The following is a 19,546-nucleotide window of genomic DNA, read 5'->3' as shown; positions in this document are numbered from 1 at the left end:
CTCAGGCGGCCGGAGCCCGCTGCACCAGCATGTCGATGCCGAGCAGATGGCGCACGTTTGGCCGCGCCGCCACCATATCGGCAATCGTGTAACGGGAGAGTACGGCAAAGAAGGCGTTGAGCGCCTCACGCAGCGCCGAGTTGAGGGCACAGCTGTCGACCAGCGGACATTCGGCCGCGTCGTTCTCGAAGCACTCGGCCATGGCGAAGCTCTCCTCGGTCACCCGCACCACGTCGAACAGGTTGATCTGTTCGGCGGGACGGCCAAGCCTGACACCGCCATTGCGGCCGCGCACCGTCTCGACCAGACCATGCTCGACCAGCGGCTGCAGGATCTTGAACAGGAAAAGCTCCGACACCGAATAAGCGGCCGCGATCTCCGGGATGCGGCTCAGCCGTTCGGTGTTTGCCGCGCAATACATCAGGATGCGCATGGCATAGTTGGTCTGGCGCGTTAACCGCATTTCATTCCTCACCCAAGTGCTGGCGCATTGGCACTGCACCAGATTTTAGATTGCGCTGGTGCGGCTTTCTCACCCGGAGTTTCGGATTCGCCCACACTGGCCTCTTCGGAATATGGCCTATACCTTGGAACAATTCCAGACTGGGATTGCATGATAGGTGAATATTCTTGTCAACTTTGTGTGCGTCTCGAGGCGAAATCGGCCGTCCGGTCATGTCCCGGGCCGAAACAGTCCCTAAATACCCCTGAGATCGACGAGGAGTGGCCCATCATGTCTCAATCGGCCCCGTCCCTGGCGTCCGGCGGTTTCGATACCGAAGCGGGCGCCAAGCTTTCCGCGCTGCGGTGGACAAAGTTCCTTGCCACGGCAGCGCTGGCGCTTTGCGTCGTGGTCTTTGCCGTCGCCAAATCGTTCGAGGGCACCTATCCGTGGCTTGGCTTCGTGGCGGCCTTCGCCGAGGCGGCGACCATTGGTGGCCTGGCCGACTGGTACGCGGTGGTGGCGCTGTTCAAGCGGCCGCTCGGCCTGCCGATCCCGCACACCGCCATCATCCCGGAGAACCAGAACCGCATCGCCGACAATCTCGGCCGCTTCATCGAGGTCAATTTCCTGGCGCCGGAGCCTGTGCGCGAAAAGCTTGCCGAGGTCGATTTTGCGGCGCTCGTCTCCGACTGGCTGGCCGATACCGAGCGCGCCCGCGGCCTGTCGCTCTTCGTCGTGCGGTTGGTGCCGCAGACGCTTGCGGCGATCGAGCAATCCGGCCTGCGCGGCTTCGTCACCAGCCGCATGCTGGAGCAGATTGACAAGGTGCCGCTGGCGCCGCTGGCCGCCGAACTGCTGTCGGCGCTGACCGACGACCGCCGCCACCAGAAGCTGTTCGATGAGTTCACCCGGGTGGTCGGCCGGTTCCTGAACGACGAACAGGCTCTGGGGACGATGCGCGAGAAAATCCGCGAGGAGTTGCCGTCGCTCTTCAACCTGTTCAGAGCCGACGCCTATCTCCTGAAGAAGATCGTCGCTTCCGCCGGTTCGCTGCTCGACGAGGTGAGGGCCGATCCCGATCACCCGATGCGGGCCGAATTCGACCGTTTCGCGCATAGTTTCATCGAGCGGCTCAGGACCTCGAAGCAATACGCCAAGCGGGCCGAGAAACTGAAGCGCGATTTCCTGGCGCGGCCAGAGGTCAAGGCGCTGGCCGGTGATATGTGGCAGAGCCTCAGCCTGTTCATAGAACAGGACGCCAAGGCAGAGAATTCGATCGTTCGCGAACATCTCGCCAACATGTTCGTCGAGGTCGGCCGCCATCTTGCCGGCGATCCGCAGATCAGGGCCGACATGAACCAGGGCTTTGTCGTGGCGCTTGGCTCGTTCGTGGAGAGCCAGAAGAGCGGCGTGTCGACATTCATCGCCGACCAGGTCAAGCGCTGGGACCTTGCCCAACTGACCAGGCTGATCGAGATGAACATCGGCAGGGACCTGCAATATATCCGCTTCAACGGCATGATCATCGGCGGCCTTGCCGGCGTCGCGCTCTACGTGGGTGAGCGGCTGCTGCTTGCCGGCTGACCTGCATTCGCCGCCAAATTGCATTGCGCGGGCGAATGGACACGCGGCGCGCGAGTGCTATTGTCCGGAATAGAGCAGTTCACCGTTTTCACAGAAAACTGCGACCTGCTCTAACTCTTTGTTTTGACGCAATTCCGGACGGAAAACCGTTTCACACTTTTCCTGGAATTGCTCTAGGGTTCCGCATTTGCAGTAAACTGGGGAGCAAACGAGCAATGGCCAAACAACCCGATTCCGATTCGTTCCTGGACATGTTCAGCCGCTTCGGCCGCGACCTGAAGGTGCCGAATGTCGAGGCGGTCCTTGCGCATCACCGCAAGAACCTCGAGGCGCTGGAAAAATCGGCGCGGGCGGGGGCTGCCGGCGCGACCTCGCTCTTGTCCAGGCAGCGCGAGATGCTGCAGGACACGCTGCGTGAAGTCAGCGACATGGCGCAAAGCTACCGGGTGCCGGGCAACCCGCAGGAGTTGATGTCGAGACAGGCGGAGTTCGCCAAGAAATCCTTCGAAGCCGCCCTGAAGAATGCCAGCGAAGTGGCCGAGATGGTTAAAAAATCCGGCACCGAATCGGTCGAAATCCTGCGCGAGCGCATCAAGGAAGCGATGGAGGAAATCCGCTCCGGCTACGAAAACAAGAAGTGATGCCAGGGGCGGCCTGACGACGGCAGCCAGCCGCGGCTCTGACAGGCTGCTTGCGCGCATGACCATGGACGAAGGGCGGTATTTGGCCGAGAATGGCGGAACAGAATCGCAACAGGCGAATTGACAGGGGCTGTCGGTTCGTGGTCCGAGGCATTGGAGCCATCGGGAAAGCAGGAATGACGGAACTACGGTCGAAAGCGCCGCCGACCTTCGAGCAGCTAAGGGCGATGGTCGGGCAGGAGCTCGGCGTGTCGGAATGGACGACCGTCGACCAGAACCGCATCAACCAGTTTGCCGAATGCACCGGCGACCATCAGTGGATTCATGTCGATCCGGAGCGCGCGAAGCGGCAGAGCCCATTCCGCACAACGATCGCGCATGGCTATCTGACGCTGTCGATCATCGGCGCACTGGCGCTCGACATGGGCATTGTGCCTGAAAGCACGCAAGCCGCCTTCAACTACGGCTTCGACAAGGTGCGTTTCCTGGCACCGGTCAGGGTCGGCGCGCGCATCCGGCTGCGCTCCACGCTGTTGTCGGTGGAGGACAGGGGGCCGGGCCAATACCTGATGAAGGCCGCCAACACGGTCGAGATCGAGGGCGAGCAAAGGCCGGCGCTGACCGCGGAAACGCTGGTCATGCTCTACGAACGCCGCAAGCGGGCTGGGGCCTAAGCCGGCCGGCCGGCGGCGCGGGCCGAGAGCAGCGCCAGCAACAGAGCAGCCACTGCCAGGGCTGTCGCCGTCTGAAAGGTGATCTGCATGCCTTGGGCGGCTGCCGCTGAGGTCAACTGACTTTCCGGTCCTCCAGTCGATGCGGTCGCAAAGATGGCGCCCATCAGCGAAGCGCCGGTGATCAGGCCGAGATTGCGCGACAGATTGAGCAGGCCGGACACGACGCCGCGCTCGCCGGCGGCGACACCGTTCATGACGGCTGCATTGTTGGAGGTCTGGAAGAGCGCGTAGCCGAAGCAGGTGACGATGATCGGCATGACATAGCTGGCAATGCCGAGTTTTGTCATAGCAAGCGACAGCAATGAGGTGCCGATGGCAAGGCTGAACAGTCCGGCGACCATCATCCTGTGCGCGCCGAAGCGATCCGTGAGGCGGCCGGCGATGAGCGCCGAGAGCGCCGAGACCAGCGGACCTGTCGACAGCACCACACCGACCATCGCGGCATTGAGCCCGAGACCGCGCGACAGATAGAACGGCGCAACCACCAGCGTCGCCATCATCACCGTGGCGACGACGAGGTTCATGGCGAGGCTGGCAGTGAGCCTGATGTCATACAAGCCGGCAAGCCGGATCAAGGGATTCTTCGCTCTCGTCTGCGCAACGCCGAAAAGAACGACGCCGACGCCGGCGGCGATCAGCAGGCCGATGTTGAGGGTGCCGAAATTGCCGCGGCCGAGCGACATCGCCAGCGCATAGGCGGCGAGCGTCAGAGCGAGCAGCGCGGTGCCCGCTGCGTCGAAGCTGCCTTGATCGGCTTCGGCAGCCTTGCCGCGGGCGGGCAGGGCCAGCCAGGCGAGCGCGAAGGCCGCGACGCCCAGCGGAACATTGACGAGGAAGATCGCCCGCCAGCCGAAGCCGGCGATGAGAAGGCCGCCAAGCGAGGGGCCGAGCGTGGTGCCGATCGCCGACATGGCGCCGAGCAGGCCCATGGCGCTGCCGGTTCGTTCCTTTGCTACCGTCTCGGCGACAAAGGCCAGCGTCAGCGCCATCATCAGAGCCGCGCCAAGCCCTTGCACGGCGCGCGCCGCGATCAGCAGCCACAGCGTCGGCGCCAGCCCGCAGAGAACCGAGGCCAGCGTGAACAGTGCGATGCCGCCGAGCAGCAACGGCCGGCGGCCGAACATGTCGGCCAGCCGCCCGGCGCTGACGATCAGGGCAGTGATGGCGAGCAGATAGGCGAGAACCACCCATTGCACCGACTGGAACGACGCGCCGAAGGCCTGCATGAGGGAAGGCAGCCCGACGCTGGCATTGCTGGTGCCGAGCGACGACAGCAGCGTGGCGAGCGACAGGCTGGCCAGCGCCAGGACAGAGGACTTGATCTGTTGCGGCGCGGAGACGCGCTCGCTTGCGTTCTGCTCGGCAATTGCCATGGCGATCTCCTTTTTTCTATCCGAGAGCGGACCCTGCCCGAGATCTAGTTTCTGAAGTGACATGGCGGAACTCGCAGCATTTGCATCTTATTCGTGCTTCAAACGCCATGTCTTGTGTTACAATCCGCTGATGACATCGCCCGATCTCAATCTGCTGTTCGCGCTCGACGTCCTTTTGGCCGAAGGCAGCGTGGCGCGCGCCGCCAGCCGGCTGAGGCTCAGCCCTTCGGCGATGAGCCGTACGCTGGCGCGGCTGCGCGAGGCGACGGGCGATCCGCTGCTGGTTCGCGCCGGCCGCGGCCTGGTTCCAACGCCGCGCGCGGAGGAATTGCGGCGGCAGGCTGGCCGCGTCGTTGGGGATGCCGAGGCGTTGCTGCGCCCTGCCAGGCTTCTCGATCTTGCGAAGCTGGACCGGATCTTCACGCTGCGCACCAATGAAGGGTTCGTCGAGGAGTTTGGACCGCGTCTTGTTGCCCGCATCCAGGCCGAGGCGCCGGGCGTGCGGCTGCGCTTTGCGCCCAAAGCCGACAAGGATGTCGCCTCGCTGCGCGACGCGGCGATCGATCTGGAGATCGGCGTCGCTGGCGAAACCGGACCGGAGGTGCGCATACAGGCGCTGTTTCGCGACCGGTTCGTCGGCGCGGTGCGAGCCGGCCATCCGTTGAGCGAAGGTGCGATGACACCAGAACGCTATGCAGCCGGCCGCCACATCAGTGTTTCCAGGCGCGGCCGCGAAAGGGGACCGATCGACGAGGCCCTCGCTCTGCTTGGCCTGCAGCGGACGGTGGTGTGCATGGTCGCCGGTTTCTCGGCCGCCCTCGCCATGGCGCGTGCGTCGGACCTGATCGCCAGCGTGCCGGGACGGCATACCCAAGGCGCACGTGCCGGCATGGTCAGCTTTCCGCTGCCGGTCGCCACAGTCGAGGTCACCATCTCGATGCTCTGGCATCCACGGCTTGACGCCGATCCGGCGCAACGCTGGCTGCGCGACTGCGTTCGCGAGGTCTGCGCGGCCTCTCGCTGATCGATCACCGCGCCATCGAGGTCTCAAGCACCCTGAAAATGCGCTCGTCCTGACACTGCGCGACGTTGAAGCGCAGGAAGCGGCTGGCGGTTCCCGACAGGCTGAACGCGTTGCCGGGCGCCAATACGATGTTGTCGGCCAAAGCGCGGCGGGCGACTTCGGCTGCATCGATGCCGTCGGGAAGGCTGCACCACAAAAACAGGCCCGCCGGCTGGTCGATCCATGGCGTGATGCCGATCGCTTTCAGGCGCGCGGCCGTCTCGCCCATGGCGCGCGAAAGGCGCGCCCGCAACAGATCCATATGCTTGCGATAGCTGCCATCCCTGAGCAGCGCCAGCACCAGTTCGGCCGCCAGTCGGCCGCCGCCGAAAGTGGTGGCGATCTTGAGGTCGGTGAGTTGCTCGATCCAGTCGCGCGGTGCTGCGATAAAGCCGCAGCGCACCGAGGCCGACAGCGTCTTGGAGAAGCTGCCGATGTGGACGACGCGATTGAGGCCGTCGAATGCCGCTAGCTGGGGGGCGGGGCTATGCTCGAAATCCGCAAAAATATCGTCCTCGATGATGGTCAGGTCCGACTGGTCGGCGAGTTTCAGCAGCCGGTGTGCGGTGACCGGCGACAGGATCGCGCCGGTCGGATTGTGGATGGCGGAATTGGTGATGTAGAGGCGCGGCCTGTGCTCGGCGAGAGCCTGCGCGAACAGCTCGATATCCGGCCCCGATGGCGTGTAGGGAACGCTGACGACCTTGGCACGATGGGCACGCAGCAGCGCGTGAAAATTGAAATAGCAGGGGTCGTCGACCAGAACGGTATCGCCGGGCTCGATCAGGAAGCGGCAAAGGAGATCGATGGCCTGCGTGCCCGATTCCGTCAGCATGATCTGTTCGGGCGAGACCTCGATGCCGTGGCCTGCCATGCGCCGCGCCAGCAATTGCCGCAGTGGCGGCAGGCCAAGCGGCGTGCCGTAATCGGCCAGCGCGACATCGTCAGCGCGCGCCACCGTGCGCAGCGCCCGGCGCAAGGCGGATTGCGGCATCCACGAAGCCGGCATCCAGCCGCAGCCGGGTTTGAGCATCTCGCCGCCGGCCTCCAGCGACTGGCGCGACACCCACAGCGGATCGACCTCACGGTCGAGCCGTGGGCCGATCTCGGCGAGCGACAGCGGCGCCAGCGATCCGGCGGCATAGAAGCCCGAACCCGGCCGGGAGCGGATCGCGCCTTCGGCGGCAAGCCGTTCATAGGCTTCAACGACGGTCGATTTCGACACCTGCATGGCTTTGGCGAAGGCACGGATCGAAGGCAACCGCGCGCCCGGCGTCAAGCTGCGCGCGGCAATACGCTGGCGAATGGTCGCCATGACAGTTTCGACCAGCGTGTGGGAGATAGGCGTGGTCGCAGCGAGGGCGGCGTCCGCAGGGTTAGTTTTGAGAGCGAGTTCGGTCATCTGTATTGCTCAGTCGGCCATTACAGTTTTGCAAAATTGTACCGCATTGTCTCTGGCAGTTCCATACCCTCAGGCCCGATAGAGAGCGCAAGAATTGGAGCCTGGAATGGACAAGACTGCGAGCGGCTGGGTGAATGGATTCGTCGGCGTGCTGATCTTCAGCGGTTCGCTGCCGGCAACGCGTGTGGCGGTGGCGGATTTCGATCCGACCTTTTTGACCTCGGCCCGCGCGGCGATTGCCGGGCTGCTCGGCTTGGCAATGCTTGTCTTGTTCCGGCAGAAACGCCCGGAGCGCACCGATTTCATGTCGCTCGTGATCGTCGCACTTGGCGTGGTGGTCGGCTTTCCCTTGCTAACGGCGCTGGCGCTGAAGCACGTCACCTCCGCCCATTCGATCATCTTCGTCGGCCTGCTGCCGCTCGCCACCGCGATCTTCGGCGTGCTGCGTGGCGGCGAGCGCCCGCGCCCGGCCTTCTGGCTGTTTTCGTGCGTCGGCAGCGGGCTGGTCGCCGGCTTCGCGCTGTCGCAAGGCGTGACGGCATCACCAGTCGGCGACGGCCTGATGCTTGCCGCCATCATCGTCTGTGGATTGGGCTACGCCGAAGGGGCGGCGCTGTCGCGGAGGCTCGGCGGCTGGCAGGTAATCTGCTGGGCGCTGGCGATCTCGCTGCCGATCATGCTGGTGCTGAGTTTCGTGACCCTGCCGCCTTCGTTCGCCACAATAGGTTCCGGCGCCTGGGTCGGTCTTGCCTATGTCTCGCTGTTCTCGATGCTGATCGGCTTCGTCTTCTGGTATCGCGGTCTGGCGCAAGGCGGCATCGCGGCGGTCGGGCAGTTGCAGCTGCTGCAGCCCTTCTTCGGCCTGGCGTTGGCGGCAAGCCTGCTGCACGAACAGGTGAGCCCGCTGATGGTGGTCGTCACGCTCGGCGTAGTCGCTTGCGTGTTCGGGGCGAAGAAGTTCGCGCGCTAGATCCGCGGCGGACGGCTACTCCGCACCTAATGCATGTCGCCCAAAAGTGATCTCGGTTTTGGGACAACGACATGCATAAAAACAAAGACCTAAAGCGCGTCGCATGAATCCGATCCGACGCGACACGCTTTAGAACTTCGTCACAACCCCAATACCAATCCCCTCAAACCCACCCATCGCCATCAAGGCGGCGGGCGCCTCGTCGAGGCTGATCTTCTTGCCGACCAGCAGTTCGGGCTTGAGCTTGCCGGTGCGGATCATCTCCATCATGGCGGGGTAGCGGTATGCCTGCATGCCGTGGCTGCCGAGGATTTCGAGCTCGAAGGCGATCACCTTGTCCATCGGCACCTGCGGGCGGGCATGTTCGCCCAGCATCAGGCCGACCTGCACATGGCGGCCGCGCCGGCGCAGATTGGCGATCGAATTGAACGATGTCGTGGGATGCCCGAGCGCATCCATCGACATATGCACGCCGCCATTGGTGATCTGCTTCACCGCCTTGACCACATTCGGCGTGTTCGCCGCGTTGATGGTCGCCACGGCGCCGATCTTTTTGGCGAATTCCAGCTTCTCGTCGGTCAAGTCGATGGCAATGACATTGGCGCCCATAGAACTGGCGATCATGATCGCCGACAGGCCGACGCCGCCGCAGCCATGCACCGCCACCCATTCGCCTGGCGTCACCCGGCCCTGGTCGACAATCGCGCGAAACGAGGTGACGAACCGGCAGCCGAGGCTGGCGGCGGTGGCGAATTCCATCTCCTCGGGCAGGCGCACGAGATTGGTGTCGGCATGCTCGATGGCGACATATTCGGCAAACGATCCCCAGGCGGTAAAACCCGGCTGCGTCTGGTGTTCGCAGACCTGGTGGTTGCCTGAGTTGCATTCGAAGCAGCGGCCGCAACCGACGGCGAACGGCACGGTGACGCGCTCGCCGGCCTTCCAGCGGGTGACCCGCTTGCCGGCGGCGACGACGACGCCCGCCAGTTCGTGGCCGGGAACATGCGGCAGTTGGACGTCAGGGTCATGGCCCATCCAGCCATGCCAGTCGCTGCGGCAGAGTCCGGTCGCCTCGACCTTGATGACGACGCCATCAGCGGCCGGCTTCGGATCGGGCACGGTCTGGATCGTCGGCGCTTCACCGAATTTCTCGAAGACGACGGCTTTCATCGGGTGGTCCTCATGCTCTGCACCAGCAACATTGCGCGGCTATTCCGCATCTATCTGATTCTCGGGCGCCGCCTTCTGAAAGGCCGGCAGCGCCATGCAGGCGGCGTGGATGCGCGATATGGTGGGGTAGGGCGTCAGGTCGACGCCGAAGCGGGCGTTGCTGGCGATCTGGGCGACCAGGCAGATGTCAGCGAGGCCCGGCGCGTTGCCATGGCAGAAAGTGCCGGTCTCGGCCGATGAAGCCAGAATCTTTTCAAGCGGCTGAAAGCCCTCGTTCACCCAGTGGCGGAACCAGTTGACGACATCCTGGTCGCCGGCGGCAAACAGCGTGCGCAGCGAGGTCAGCACGCGCAGATTGTTCACCGGATGAATGTCGCAGGCGATCATTTGCGCCAGCATTCGCACGCGGGCACGGCCGAGCGCGTCCCTGGGCAGCAGCGGCGGTTCGGGCTTGATCTCGTCGAGGTACTCGATGATCGCCAGCGACTGGGTCAAAAGCGTGCCGCCCTCCAGGATCAGCGCCGGCACCAGCGCTTGCGGATTGACCGCGCGGTAGGCCGGCTCCAGGTGCTCGCCATGGCGCAGATGATGCGGCACGTAATCGTAGCTCAGCCCCTTCATCTCGAGCGCGATCCGCACCCGGTAGGAGGTGGAGGAGCGGTAGTAGTTGTGGAGGATGAGAGCGCTCATCGGATCAGGCTTGACCGACGGTGATCTCGATCGTGCCGATTCCGTCGACGCCGCCGGTCATCGTCTGGCCCACTGCCACGGCGCCGACGCCGGCCGGCGTGCCGGTAAAGATCAGGTCGCCCGGTTGTAGTGCAACCGACTCGCTACAGATCGAAACGATATCGGCGATCGGCCAGATCAGCTCGGCAAGGTCGCCATCCTGTTTCACCGCGCCGTCGACGGCGAGCCAGATGCGGCCCTTTTTCGGGTGGCCGGATTGTGCGGCGGTGACCAGGGGGCCACAGGGCGCCGAACGATCGAACGCCTTAGACCAGTCCCAGGGCCGCGCCGCTTTCTTGGCCTCGTCCTGCAGGTCGCGGCGAGTGAGGTCGATGCCGACGCCGTAGCCCCAGACATGGTCGAGCGCCTGCGCGCCGGGGATGCGGACGCCGGCCTTGCCGATCGCCGCGACCAGCTCGATCTCGTGATGCAGGTTTTTGGTCAGCGGCGGGTAGGGAATCGTGGTGCCGCTATCGACCACCGCATCGGCCGGCTTGGTGAAGAAGAAGGGCGGGTCGCGCTCGTCATTGCCGAGTTCGCGCGCATGCGCGGCGTAGTTGCGGCCGACGCAGAAGATGCGGCGCACCGCAAAGCGGGCCGGCGAGCCGGCAATGGCGACCGACGGGGCAGTGGGCAAGGGGAGGACGAATTCTGTCATGCACGGTCTTTCTGCTCCAGCTCCCGGCACATTTGACCGATTTGAACCGCCGGGCAAGCATGAGCGTCCGCAAAAGCGTCGGCTCGGCCTTGATTGTCTGGAAGAAGTCGGCTTCGCCTCCGGGGTTAAGATGGCGATAGACTATTTGCCAATAAGCTGGCCATACCAGCGGGAGTATCGTGCCCAGGGAGGACTGAAACGAGCCCCATGACAGCAATCAACGATCGTGCCCGGTTCCTGATCATCGACGACCATCCGCTGTTTCGCGAGGCGTTGCACAGCGCCGTGCAGATGGCCTATCCCGAAGTCGACACGGTGGAGGCACGATCGATCGCCGAAGCGCTCGATCTTCTGGGTGGGATAAAACCGTTCGATCTGGCGCTGCTCGATCTCAACATGCCTGATGTCCATGGCTTTGACGGGCTGCTGCAGCTCAGGACCCGCCATCCGCGGCTGCCAGTGGTCGTCGTCTCGGGCTATGAGGAGCCGAAGATCATCTCCGAGGCGCTGTCCTATGGTGCCGCCGGCTTCATCCCGAAATCGGCGCGCAAAAGCGATCTTGCCGCCGCCATCCGCTCGGTGATGGAGGGCGCGATCTATGTGCCGGAAAACTACGAGGGACAGCCGCCCGACGCTGACAGCACAGACCGCGCCGATATGGTGCAGCGGCTGGCGAAACTGACGCCCCAGCAACTCAGGGTGCTCCAGATGCTGCGCCAGGGTCTGCTCAACAAGCAGATCGCCTACGAGTTGCAGGTCGGCGAAACCACGGTGAAGGCGCACGTCTCGGAGATCCTGCGCAAGCTCAATGTGTACAGCAGGACGCAAGCGGTGATCGAGGTGTCGAAGCTGGACAATGCGGAGTTGTTTAGGGATCAGGCGGGGTTTTGAGGGGGCGAAATGAGTGCACTGTCACCATAAGCCGAAAGCGCCCTAGTTAGAACTTCAGGCCGTCTTTCGCATCATCTCTAACCCTCATAAAGTATCTGATCATCGCCAAAAGATCTGAAACGCCGTTCGGAAACAAATTAATCATCGAGCCGTCCTTAAGATTTATGTTTAGGTATTTGCTACCCGCTCCATCTGGAGCTGATACAAGCCTAAGATTTCGATATAGGACGGTTCTTTTTCCCAAGTGATCGTATTCAATTCCATTCTCGTAGAAATAAATAGGACCGTTCGGCTTGTCGCCGTGGTATGTCCCAATATGCCGGCCAATTCCAAGTATTTCTTCAGAGGTTTCGAACGCATCCTGTGGAACGGGTTTGTAATTTTTCAATTTTGAGAGAATTCGATGAGCTCGTGATCTGGCTGTCAATTTATTTTAATCCAGGATTGAGGTCATAGTTGGCCACTGGATGACGATGCCGGACCGCTGCGCTATCTCGCGGTGACGCCGGCTTTCCCAGGGTAGCGAAGAATATTATTCGTCATCGGTTCTACCTGCCGCATAACCTGTTTCAAGCCAGCAAATGTGCCAGCAGCGCCCTTAGCTGCGCCGGTTTCAGCGGCTTGCGCATCAGTTCGATGCCGGCGGCGCGGGCGGCTTTCACCACCGCTTCGGAACTGTCGGCGGTGACGATCAGGGCCGGCACCGCGCGGCCGAGATAGTCGCGGACTTCGGCGATGGTGGCGGTGCCGAGGTCGCCGTCGTCGAGATGCTGGTCGGCAATGACGATGTCGGGCACCCAGTCGGTGTCGCCGAGCAGGCTGATTGCGTCCTCGGTCGAGGTCGCGGCGCGCACCAGGCATTGCCAGCGCTCGAGCAGGAAGGTCATCGCCTGCAGCACGTCGGCGTCGTTTTCGACCAAAAGCACCTTGGTGCCGAAGAGGCCGTAGCCGCGTGGACGCTCCATCTCGGCAAGGCTGGCGATGGCATCGGCGCTGGCGCCGATGCCGACCGGCACATCGATATGGAAGATCGTGCCGCGCCCGAGCTTCGAGGAGAACGTCACGGGATGGCCGAGCGCGGCGGCCATGCGCCGCACGATGGCAAGGCCGAGCCCCAGCCCGCCGCCGGAGATTCCGGTATCGCCCGGAATGGCGGAGCCGCGATGGAATTCCTCGAACACCGCCTCGCGCTGATCTTCGGGAATGCCGCAGCCGGTGTCGGCGACATCGATGCGGATGGTGTCGCCGCGGTGCCTTGTGCCGACCAGCACGCCGCCGGAGCGGGTGTAGCGCAGCGCATTGGATAGGATGTTTTGCAGGATGCGGCGCAAAAGCGTGCGGTCCGAACGCACCACCGCGCTGACCGGGCGGAACTTCAGCGCCAGGCCCTTCATCTCGGCCACCGGCAGGAAGTCCGAGCGTAGCGAGGAAAACAGCGTCTCCAGATTGACGTCGCCAATGTCGGGCTCGACCACGCCGGCATCGAGCTTGGAAATGTCGAGCAGCGTGCGCAGCAGGTCTTCCATCGTCTCCAGCGAGCGCTCGACCTGGCGGACGAGTTTCTTGCCCTCCTCGCTGGTCTGCACTTCGGCCAGCGCCGAGACCGAGAGGTGGGCGGCGTTCAGCGGCTGCAGCACGTCATGGCTGGCTGCGGCCAGGAACCGGGTCTTGGACAGGTTCGCCAGCTCGGCGTTTTCCTTGGCGGCGCTGAGGTCGATGTTCGACTGCTCCAGCCGGCGCAGCGTCGAATGCAGTTCCTCAGTGCGGATGCGCACCCGGTTTTCCAGTGAGATCGCGGTCTGGAACAGCGAGAAGGCGTTGCCCTGCTGGTCCATCGAGCGCTCGACGCGGCTGACCAGAGCGGCGTTGATCTTCTTCAGCCTGTCGACGTCGTCGATATCCCTGAGCGGCATGGGGCTACTCCGCCGCCTGGCGTTCGCCGAACGCGATGCCGGTGAAAGTCTGGTTGAGGTGCATCGACCGGTACTGTTCGCCATAGGTGCCGAAGCCGATGACGTTGTTGACCCGATAGAGTTCGGAGATGTCGCGGAACACCTGGCGGTTGCGCGCATCGAGCCTTCGCAGCACGCAATCGAAACCGAGCACCATGTCGATGCCGCCGAGCCGCTCCCCGACGTCGCGCAGGGCGGCGCGCGTCGATTCCACCATGTCCTTGGGCTGGGCGATGGACAGCACGACGCCGTCGTCGATGGCGCAGAAGAATGACAGCGAGCCGTCGGGATGCATCTTCTGGATCGAGCGGCAATAATATTCGCCGCCCACCTTCACCACCACCGGGTGCGAGGCGAAGCTCAGCGGCGTCAGGTTCTGCGCAACGATGCCGACCGAAGCGGCATATTCCTCGGCCGCGTTGGTGGCGTTGAATTCGCGCACGGTGCGGTGGTCGGGATCGGATGCCGTCACCACCAGCTTCTCATCTGTAGGAACGAAATTGTCGGTCTTGAAGACGTGGAACGGAATTTCGGTTGATATCAGCACGATGATGGCGCTGTCGGAAGCCACCTTGCCGTTCGAGATCAGCCTGGTGGTTTCGAATTTCAAATCGTCGCCCGCCGAACCGCCAATCAGCGGGATGTCGTCCAGCCCCCAATGGATGGCCGATGTCACCGCTTCCTCGGCAAAGGACAGGCCGTCGATGAAGCAGAGCGCAAAGGTGCTGTTGGAATGGCAACCGCCGATGCGTCCGCGCAGCAAGCGCCGCAAGGCCTCGACTTCATCGGTGATCCTGTCCATGCCCGACGAGGAGAGATTGTCGACCATGGTGCTGACCGCGGAGAATGACGCGGAAGGAAGCAGAAGCGCCAGCACATGGCCTTCCTCTAGGCCCTGCGGGGTGATCTCGCCGGCCGTCGAGCAGGCGGCATAGGCCAGCGTCGGCGCATGGGTCTTCAACGCTTGCGACAGTGCGGTGGCGTCGACCAGGCTCTGCGAGAAGAACAGCAGCGCAAAGCCGGCGTTGATGGCAGAGGCTTCAGCGGCGACAGCCCGGGCGAATGCATCGGCGTCGGGCTCGTCGGTGGTGATCGCCGACAGACCGGATGCATAGCTCGTCCGTGAACTGGCCAGCAGCTTTCTCCGCGTTCCTCCGACGCATTTTTGTGCGCGCCTGTTTTCGTTTTTATGTCTTTTGGCGCGCCAGCGTCGATGGCATTGTTGCCTTCAATCCGCACTTTGGCAATGGGGCGGACGAGCCCATGATTTTCGCTTTCTCCATGACCGAAAGTACAATGACCACGCGTGTGTTTTTTGCGCGTTGTGCGGTGTACGAATAGCGCATGGCCGAGCGCCAAAGCCGCATCGGCAGCATGATTACCGAGGTTATACCCAGGGAGGATGCATGTCGGACGTTTCGTTTGTCGTGAATGGAAAACGGGTCAGCGGGGCTGCCGAGGACCGAACGCTTCTGGTTCATTTCCTGCGCGAAAATCTTGGTCTCACCGGAACGCATGTCGGCTGCGACACCTCGCAATGCGGCGCCTGCGTCGTCCATGTCGACGGCAGGGCGGTGAAGTCCTGTTCGATGCTGGCCGTGCAGGCCTCCGGGTCGACCGTGGTGACGATCGAGGGGCTCGCCAACGGCGCCGACCTGCATCCGGTGCAGGCCGCGTTCAAGGAACATCATGGGCTGCAATGCGGCTTCTGCACGCCAGGCATGATCATGACGGCGACCGACATGATCGCGCGCCATCCCGAAGGCCTCGACGAGGCGACGGTGCGCACCGAACTCGAAGGCAACATCTGCCGCTGCACCGGCTACCACAACATCGTCAAGGCGATCCTCGCCGCATCGAAGACGATGGCGAAGGGGGCGAAGGGCAGGGCGAAACAAGCGGCTTAGAACGAGGGTAATAAGGGAATAGGGCAGTAGGGGAGTAGGGCAAAAGGCTAAACCGGGCCGCTTTTCCCTACTCCCTTACTGCCCTACTCCCCTAAATTCCGGAGGAATTCCTTATGGGCATTGAAGGTATCGGCGCTCGGGTCGCGCGCAAAGAAGACAAGAGGTTCATCACCGGCGCCGGCCGTTATGTCGACGATATGGTGGTGCCCGGCATGAAGCATGCCGCTTTCGTGCGTAGCCCGCACGCGCATGCGCAGATCAAGAAGATCGACGTCAAGAAGGCGCAGGCCATGCCCGGCGTCATCGGCGTCTTGACCGGCAAGGAACTCAAGGCCGACGGCATCGGCAACCTGATCTGCGGCTGGATGATCCATTCCAAGGACGGCTCGCCGATGAAGATGGGGGCCTGGTCGCCGCTCGCTGTCGACAAGGTGCGCTATGTCGGTGATGCCATCGTCATCGTGGTGGCCGAAACCAAGGGCCAGGCGCGTGATGCGGCGGAAGCCGTCGAGATCACCTACAAGGAATTGAAGGCGGTGGTCGATGCGACCAAGGCGCTGCAAAAAGGCGCGCCGCAGGTCCATGCCGAGGCCGAGGACAATCTGATCTTCGACTGGGAGATCGGCGACGCCAAGGCGACAGACGCGGCGATCAAGGCTGCCGCCCATGTCACCCGCATGAAGATCGTCAACAACCGGCTGGTTCCGAACGCTATGGAGCCGCGTGCCGCCCTTGGCCACTACGACAAGGCCGAGGACCACTTCACCTGCTGGACGACCTCGCAGAATCCGCATGTCGCGCGGCTAGTGATGAGCGCCTTCTACAATGTCGCGCCGGAAAACAAACTGCGCGTCATTGCGCCCGATGTCGGCGGCGGCTTCGGCTCGAAAATCTACATCTATCCCGAAGAGATCGTCTGCCTGTGGGCATCGAAGAAAACCGGCGTGCCGGTCAAATGGGTCGCCGACCGCACCGAAAGCTTCCTCACCGACGCGCATGGCCGCGACCATGTCTCGACCGTGGAAATGGCGTTCGACAAGAACAACCGGATCACCGGCTTCAAGGTCGACACCATCGCCAATCTCGGCGCCTACATGTCGCTGTTCTCGTCCTGCGTGCCGACCTATCTCTACGCGACGCTGCTGTCGGGCCAGTACAACATCCCGACGATCCACGCCAATGTGCGCACCGTCTACACCAACACCGCCCCCGTCGATGCCTATCGCGGGGCAGGGCGGCCGGAGGCGACCTATCTGCTGGAACGGACAATGGAGACGGCGGCGCGCGAACTCGGCGTGTCGCCGGCCGAACTTCGGCGCACCAACTTCATCACCACCTTCCCGCACCAGACACCGGTGATCATGAATTATGACGCCGGCGATTATGGCGCTTCGCTCGATGCGGCGACAAAGGCGTCCGACTATGCCGACTTTGCCAAACGCAAGGCGGCCGCCGCCAAGGCGGGCAGACTGCGCGGCATCGGGATGAGCTGCTACATCGAGGCCTGCGGCATCGCGCCGTCGGCGGCGGTCGGTTCGCTCGGCGCCGGCGTCGGCCTGTGGGAATCGGCCGAAGTGCGGGTCAACGCCGTCGGTACGATCGAGGTGCTGACCGGCTCGCACAGCCATGGCCAGGGCCATGAGACGACGTTCGCGCAGCTGGTCAACCAGCGTTTTGGCGTGCCGATCGACTCGGTCTCGATCGTCCATGGCGACACCGACAAGGTGCAGATGGGCATGGGCACCTACGGCTCGCGCTCGGGCGCCGTCGGCATGTCGGCAATCGCCAAGGCGCTCGACAAGGTCGAGGCCAAGGCCAAGAAGATCGCCGCCCACCTGCTTGAGGCCGACGAGGGCGACATCGTCATCGAGAATGGCGAGGTCAAGGTCGCCGGCACCGACAAGAGCCTGCCCTGGTTCCAGGTGGCGCTTGCCGCCTACACCGCCCACAATCTGCCGGCCGGCATGGAGCCGGGGTTGAAGGAGACAGCGTTCTACGATCCGGCAAACTTCACCTTCCCGGCGGGCTGCTACATCTGCGAGGTCGAGATCGATCCGGAAACCGGCACGACCGAGATCGTCCAGTTCGTCGCGGCGGACGATTTCGGCAACATCATCAACCCGATGATCGTCGAGGGCCAGGTGCATGGTGGTATTGCCCAGGGCATCGGCCAGGCGCTGCTCGAAGGCGCCCATTACGACGCCGGCGGACAGCTGCTGACGGCGAGCTACATGGATTATACGATGCCACGCGCGGGCGACCTGCCGTCGTTCAAGGTCTCGACCTCCAACACGCCGTGCCCGAGCAACCCGCTCGGCATCAAGGGCTGTGGCGAGGCCGGCGCCATCGGCTCGCCGCCGGCAGTCATCAACGCCATCACCGACGCAATCGGGATTACCGACATCGCCATGCCGGCCTCGCCGTCCACCGTCTGGGCAGCGATCCGGGCAACGAAATGAGTGAGTAGTGAGTAGGGAATAGTGAGCAGGGAATAGAAAGCCTCGGCCTCCGTCAGAGGCCATCTCCCTACTGACTGCTGACTACTCACTACTCCCTAATCACTTCAGGGAGGATCCCATGTACGCAGTCAACTACCACCGCGCCGCCTCGGTCGCTGACGCCGCCAAGATGGTGAAGAGCGGCGACGCCAAGCTTTTGTCGGGCGGCATGACGCTGATCCCGGCGATGAAGACCAGGCTTGCAGCACCTTCCGACCTGGTCGACCTGTCGCGGATCAAGGAGCTGCAAGGCGTCAAGGTATCGGGCAAGACCGTCACCATCGGTGCGGCCACCACACATTACGACGTCGCCAGTGACGAGAAGTTACGAAAGGCCTGTCCGGCGCTGGCGAATATGGCGTCGCTGATCGGCGACCCGGCGGTCCGCCACAAGGGCACGATCGGCGGCTCGGTCGCCAACAATGATCCGGCTGCCGATTATCCGGCAGCATTGCTGGCGCTTGGCGCCACCATCGTCACCAACAAGCGCGAGATTTCGGCCGCCAAATTCTTCACCGGCTTGTTCGAGACGGCACTGAAGGAGGGCGAGATCATCACCGCGGTCAGCTTCACTACGCCGGCGAAGGCTGCCTACGAAAAATTCCGCAATCCGGCCTCGCGCTACGCGATCGTCGGCGTGTTCGTGGCCAAGGGCAAGGATGGGGTCAGCGTTGCCGTCACCGGCGCCGGCGACGACGGCGTGTTCCGCTCGAAGGAAATCGAGGCCGCGCTGGCGAAGAACTTTGCCGCATCAGCGCTCGACGGCGTGAAAGTGCCGGCGAAGAATCTGATGACCGACCTCCACGCTTCGGCCGAATACCGCGCCAACCTGATCGCGGTGATGGCCAAGCGCGCGGTGAACGCCGCCAACGCTTGATTTCTTCTGAAATAAATGATTGGAAAGGGGCCATTCGTGGCCCCTTTTTGCTGGGGCGGCTCATGTTTCAAGGAAACGCAGAGCTATTCTATCGCGAAAAAATCGGCGTGCGTCTGGCTGGCAGCCAGCAAGGCGGTATCATGCCGCCTTCTTCTGCGCCGCGAGATAGCGGCGCAGGCCTGCTTCGCCGCGCGGGGTGGTCCAGCGATGGTTCCAGGCAAAGGCTGGCCTGAGCAACGGCGCCAGGAACTTGAGGATCGGCCTCTCGACCGTCACCTGCCAGACAAGATCGACATGGGTGCCGGTTCCCGAAGGCGACAGTTCCGCACGCCACAGGCCGTCGAAATCGCCGAAGGTCTTGACCACCACCAGCCGGCCGGGCTCGAGCTCGGCGGCTTCGACGATGAAGTTCAGTTCATAGGGCAGGGCGCCTCGTGCCCGCGCTTTGGCCCGCGAGCCGACGACGCCCTTGCCCTTGCGGTCGAGTGGCACGACCTCCTTGTAGACGTCGCCCCACCACAGCGGCAGCAACTCTGCGTCGGAGAGCACGTCCCAGACCTGTTGCGGCGTCGCCTCGGGAATGTCCCAGCTCTCATCGAAGCGGAAGACGTTGCTCGGCATGGTATTTCGCCTCCGGCTGGCGGAAGTTACA

General features: G+C 63.3%; 20 protein-coding genes. 10 read left to right on the top strand and 10 right to left on the bottom strand.

Annotation, left to right across the window (positions count from 1 at the left end; genetic code table 11):
* Position 1: 1 nt before the first annotated feature.
* Positions 2 to 463 carry an iron-responsive transcriptional regulator RirA gene (gene rirA / locus ACWGTO_RS07795; protein ID WP_112565484.1) on the bottom strand — a complete coding sequence of 154 codons (462 nt, stop codon included), beginning with the start codon at positions 461 to 463 and terminating at the stop codon, positions 2 to 4.
* 270 nt (positions 464 to 733) lie between these two features.
* On the opposite strand from rirA, the gene ACWGTO_RS07790 reads away from it, so the two are divergent.
* The 3 genes from ACWGTO_RS07790 (at position 734) to ACWGTO_RS07780 (ending at position 3,344) form a co-directional block, all read left to right on the top strand.
* Positions 734 to 2,029 carry a DUF445 domain-containing protein gene (locus ACWGTO_RS07790; protein WP_454574283.1) on the top strand — a complete coding sequence of 432 codons (1,296 nt, stop codon included), beginning with the start codon at positions 734 to 736 and terminating at the stop codon, positions 2,027 to 2,029.
* Positions 2,030 to 2,244: 215 nt separating this feature from the next.
* Complete coding sequence (locus tag ACWGTO_RS07785) at positions 2,245 to 2,670, top strand: phasin family protein (RefSeq protein ID WP_454574282.1); 426 nt, start codon at positions 2,245 to 2,247, stop codon at positions 2,668 to 2,670.
* A 176-nt stretch (positions 2,671 to 2,846) separates the two neighbouring features.
* The gene (locus ACWGTO_RS07780; RefSeq protein ID WP_454574281.1) at positions 2,847 to 3,344 is read left to right on the top strand and encodes a MaoC family dehydratase; all 498 of its coding nucleotides are present in this window, start codon (positions 2,847 to 2,849) and stop codon (positions 3,342 to 3,344) included.
* Here ACWGTO_RS07780 and ACWGTO_RS07775 read toward each other — a convergent pair.
* Complete coding sequence (locus tag ACWGTO_RS07775; protein WP_454574280.1) at positions 3,341 to 4,777, bottom strand: MFS transporter; 1,437 nt, start codon at positions 4,775 to 4,777, stop codon at positions 3,341 to 3,343. The genes ACWGTO_RS07780 and ACWGTO_RS07775 overlap by 4 nt on opposite strands.
* A 130-nt stretch (positions 4,778 to 4,907) precedes the next feature.
* Between ACWGTO_RS07775 and ACWGTO_RS07770 the strand changes: the two genes are divergently transcribed.
* Positions 4,908 to 5,801 carry a LysR family transcriptional regulator gene (locus tag ACWGTO_RS07770; protein ID WP_454574279.1) on the top strand — a complete coding sequence of 298 codons (894 nt, stop codon included), beginning with the start codon at positions 4,908 to 4,910 and terminating at the stop codon, positions 5,799 to 5,801.
* Positions 5,802 to 5,805: 4 nt separating this feature from the next.
* On the opposite strand, the gene ACWGTO_RS07765 is transcribed toward ACWGTO_RS07770, so the two are convergent.
* On the bottom strand, positions 5,806 to 7,242 hold the full coding sequence (locus ACWGTO_RS07765; protein ID WP_454574278.1) for an aminotransferase-like domain-containing protein: 1,437 nt from the start codon (positions 7,240 to 7,242) through the stop codon (positions 5,806 to 5,808).
* A gap of 106 nt (positions 7,243 to 7,348) precedes the next feature.
* On the opposite strand from ACWGTO_RS07765, the gene ACWGTO_RS07760 reads away from it, so the two are divergent.
* Positions 7,349 to 8,212 carry a DMT family transporter gene (locus ACWGTO_RS07760; RefSeq protein ID WP_454574277.1) on the top strand — a complete coding sequence of 288 codons (864 nt, stop codon included), beginning with the start codon at positions 7,349 to 7,351 and terminating at the stop codon, positions 8,210 to 8,212.
* Positions 8,213 to 8,341: 129 nt separating this feature from the next.
* Here the strand turns inward: ACWGTO_RS07760 and ACWGTO_RS07755 are convergent, their stop codons facing one another.
* The 3 genes from ACWGTO_RS07755 to ACWGTO_RS07745 are packed head-to-tail and all read right to left on the bottom strand — an operon-like array spanning position 8,342 to position 10,769.
* Positions 8,342 to 9,382: a zinc-dependent alcohol dehydrogenase family protein gene (locus ACWGTO_RS07755; RefSeq protein WP_454574276.1), complete on the bottom strand. Its 1,041-nt coding sequence runs from the start codon at positions 9,380 to 9,382 to the stop codon at positions 8,342 to 8,344.
* Between the two features lie 39 nt (positions 9,383 to 9,421).
* Complete coding sequence (maiA, locus tag ACWGTO_RS07750) at positions 9,422 to 10,072, bottom strand: maleylacetoacetate isomerase (RefSeq protein ID WP_454574275.1); 651 nt, start codon at positions 10,070 to 10,072, stop codon at positions 9,422 to 9,424.
* A 4-nt stretch (positions 10,073 to 10,076) separates the two neighbouring features.
* The gene (locus tag ACWGTO_RS07745; protein WP_454574274.1) at positions 10,077 to 10,769 is read right to left on the bottom strand and encodes a fumarylacetoacetate hydrolase family protein; all 693 of its coding nucleotides are present in this window, start codon (positions 10,767 to 10,769) and stop codon (positions 10,077 to 10,079) included.
* Positions 10,770 to 10,976: 207 nt separating this feature from the next.
* Between ACWGTO_RS07745 and ACWGTO_RS07740 the strand changes: the two genes are divergently transcribed.
* Complete coding sequence (locus ACWGTO_RS07740; RefSeq protein WP_023681717.1) at positions 10,977 to 11,660, top strand: response regulator; 684 nt, start codon at positions 10,977 to 10,979, stop codon at positions 11,658 to 11,660.
* A gap of 46 nt (positions 11,661 to 11,706) precedes the next feature.
* Here ACWGTO_RS07740 and ACWGTO_RS07735 read toward each other — a convergent pair whose 3' ends face one another.
* From ACWGTO_RS07735 to ACWGTO_RS07725, 3 genes are all read right to left on the bottom strand, one after another.
* The gene (locus ACWGTO_RS07735; RefSeq protein WP_454574273.1) at positions 11,707 to 12,048 is read right to left on the bottom strand and encodes a hypothetical protein; all 342 of its coding nucleotides are present in this window, start codon (positions 12,046 to 12,048) and stop codon (positions 11,707 to 11,709) included.
* Between the two features lie 181 nt (positions 12,049 to 12,229).
* Positions 12,230 to 13,573, bottom strand: coding sequence for an ATP-binding response regulator (locus ACWGTO_RS07730; RefSeq protein WP_454574272.1), 1,344 nt, complete (start codon positions 13,571 to 13,573; stop codon positions 12,230 to 12,232).
* A gap of 4 nt (positions 13,574 to 13,577) precedes the next feature.
* Positions 13,578 to 14,714, bottom strand: a complete 1,137-nt coding sequence (locus ACWGTO_RS07725) for an FIST N-terminal domain-containing protein (RefSeq protein WP_454574380.1) — start codon at positions 14,712 to 14,714, stop codon at positions 13,578 to 13,580.
* A gap of 20 nt (positions 14,715 to 14,734) precedes the next feature.
* Here ACWGTO_RS07725 and ACWGTO_RS07720 point away from each other — a divergent pair, with 20 nt between their 5' ends.
* The 4 genes from ACWGTO_RS07720 to ACWGTO_RS07705 all read left to right on the top strand — a co-directional run bounded on the left by ACWGTO_RS07720 (position 14,735) and on the right by ACWGTO_RS07705 (position 18,894).
* Positions 14,735 to 14,953, top strand: coding sequence for a hypothetical protein (locus tag ACWGTO_RS07720; protein ID WP_454574271.1), 219 nt, complete (start codon positions 14,735 to 14,737; stop codon positions 14,951 to 14,953).
* Positions 14,954 to 15,018: 65 nt separating this feature from the next.
* Complete coding sequence (locus ACWGTO_RS07715; protein ID WP_454574270.1) at positions 15,019 to 15,519, top strand: (2Fe-2S)-binding protein; 501 nt, start codon at positions 15,019 to 15,021, stop codon at positions 15,517 to 15,519.
* Between the two features lie 113 nt (positions 15,520 to 15,632).
* A complete protein-coding gene (locus ACWGTO_RS07710) occupies positions 15,633 to 17,978 on the top strand; it encodes a xanthine dehydrogenase family protein molybdopterin-binding subunit (protein WP_454574269.1) in 2,346 nt (781 codons plus the stop codon).
* Between the two features lie 118 nt (positions 17,979 to 18,096).
* Positions 18,097 to 18,894, top strand: coding sequence for an FAD binding domain-containing protein (locus ACWGTO_RS07705; protein ID WP_454574268.1), 798 nt, complete (start codon positions 18,097 to 18,099; stop codon positions 18,892 to 18,894).
* A 138-nt stretch (positions 18,895 to 19,032) separates the two neighbouring features.
* On the opposite strand, the gene ACWGTO_RS07700 is transcribed toward ACWGTO_RS07705, so the two are convergent.
* Positions 19,033 to 19,515, bottom strand: a complete 483-nt coding sequence (locus ACWGTO_RS07700; protein ID WP_454574267.1) for an SRPBCC family protein — start codon at positions 19,513 to 19,515, stop codon at positions 19,033 to 19,035.
* Between the last annotated feature and the right edge of the window lie 31 nt (positions 19,516 to 19,546).

Source organism: Mesorhizobium sp. PL10, assembly GCF_053714315.1.
This window is presented reverse-complemented; position numbering and strand designations above follow the sequence as displayed.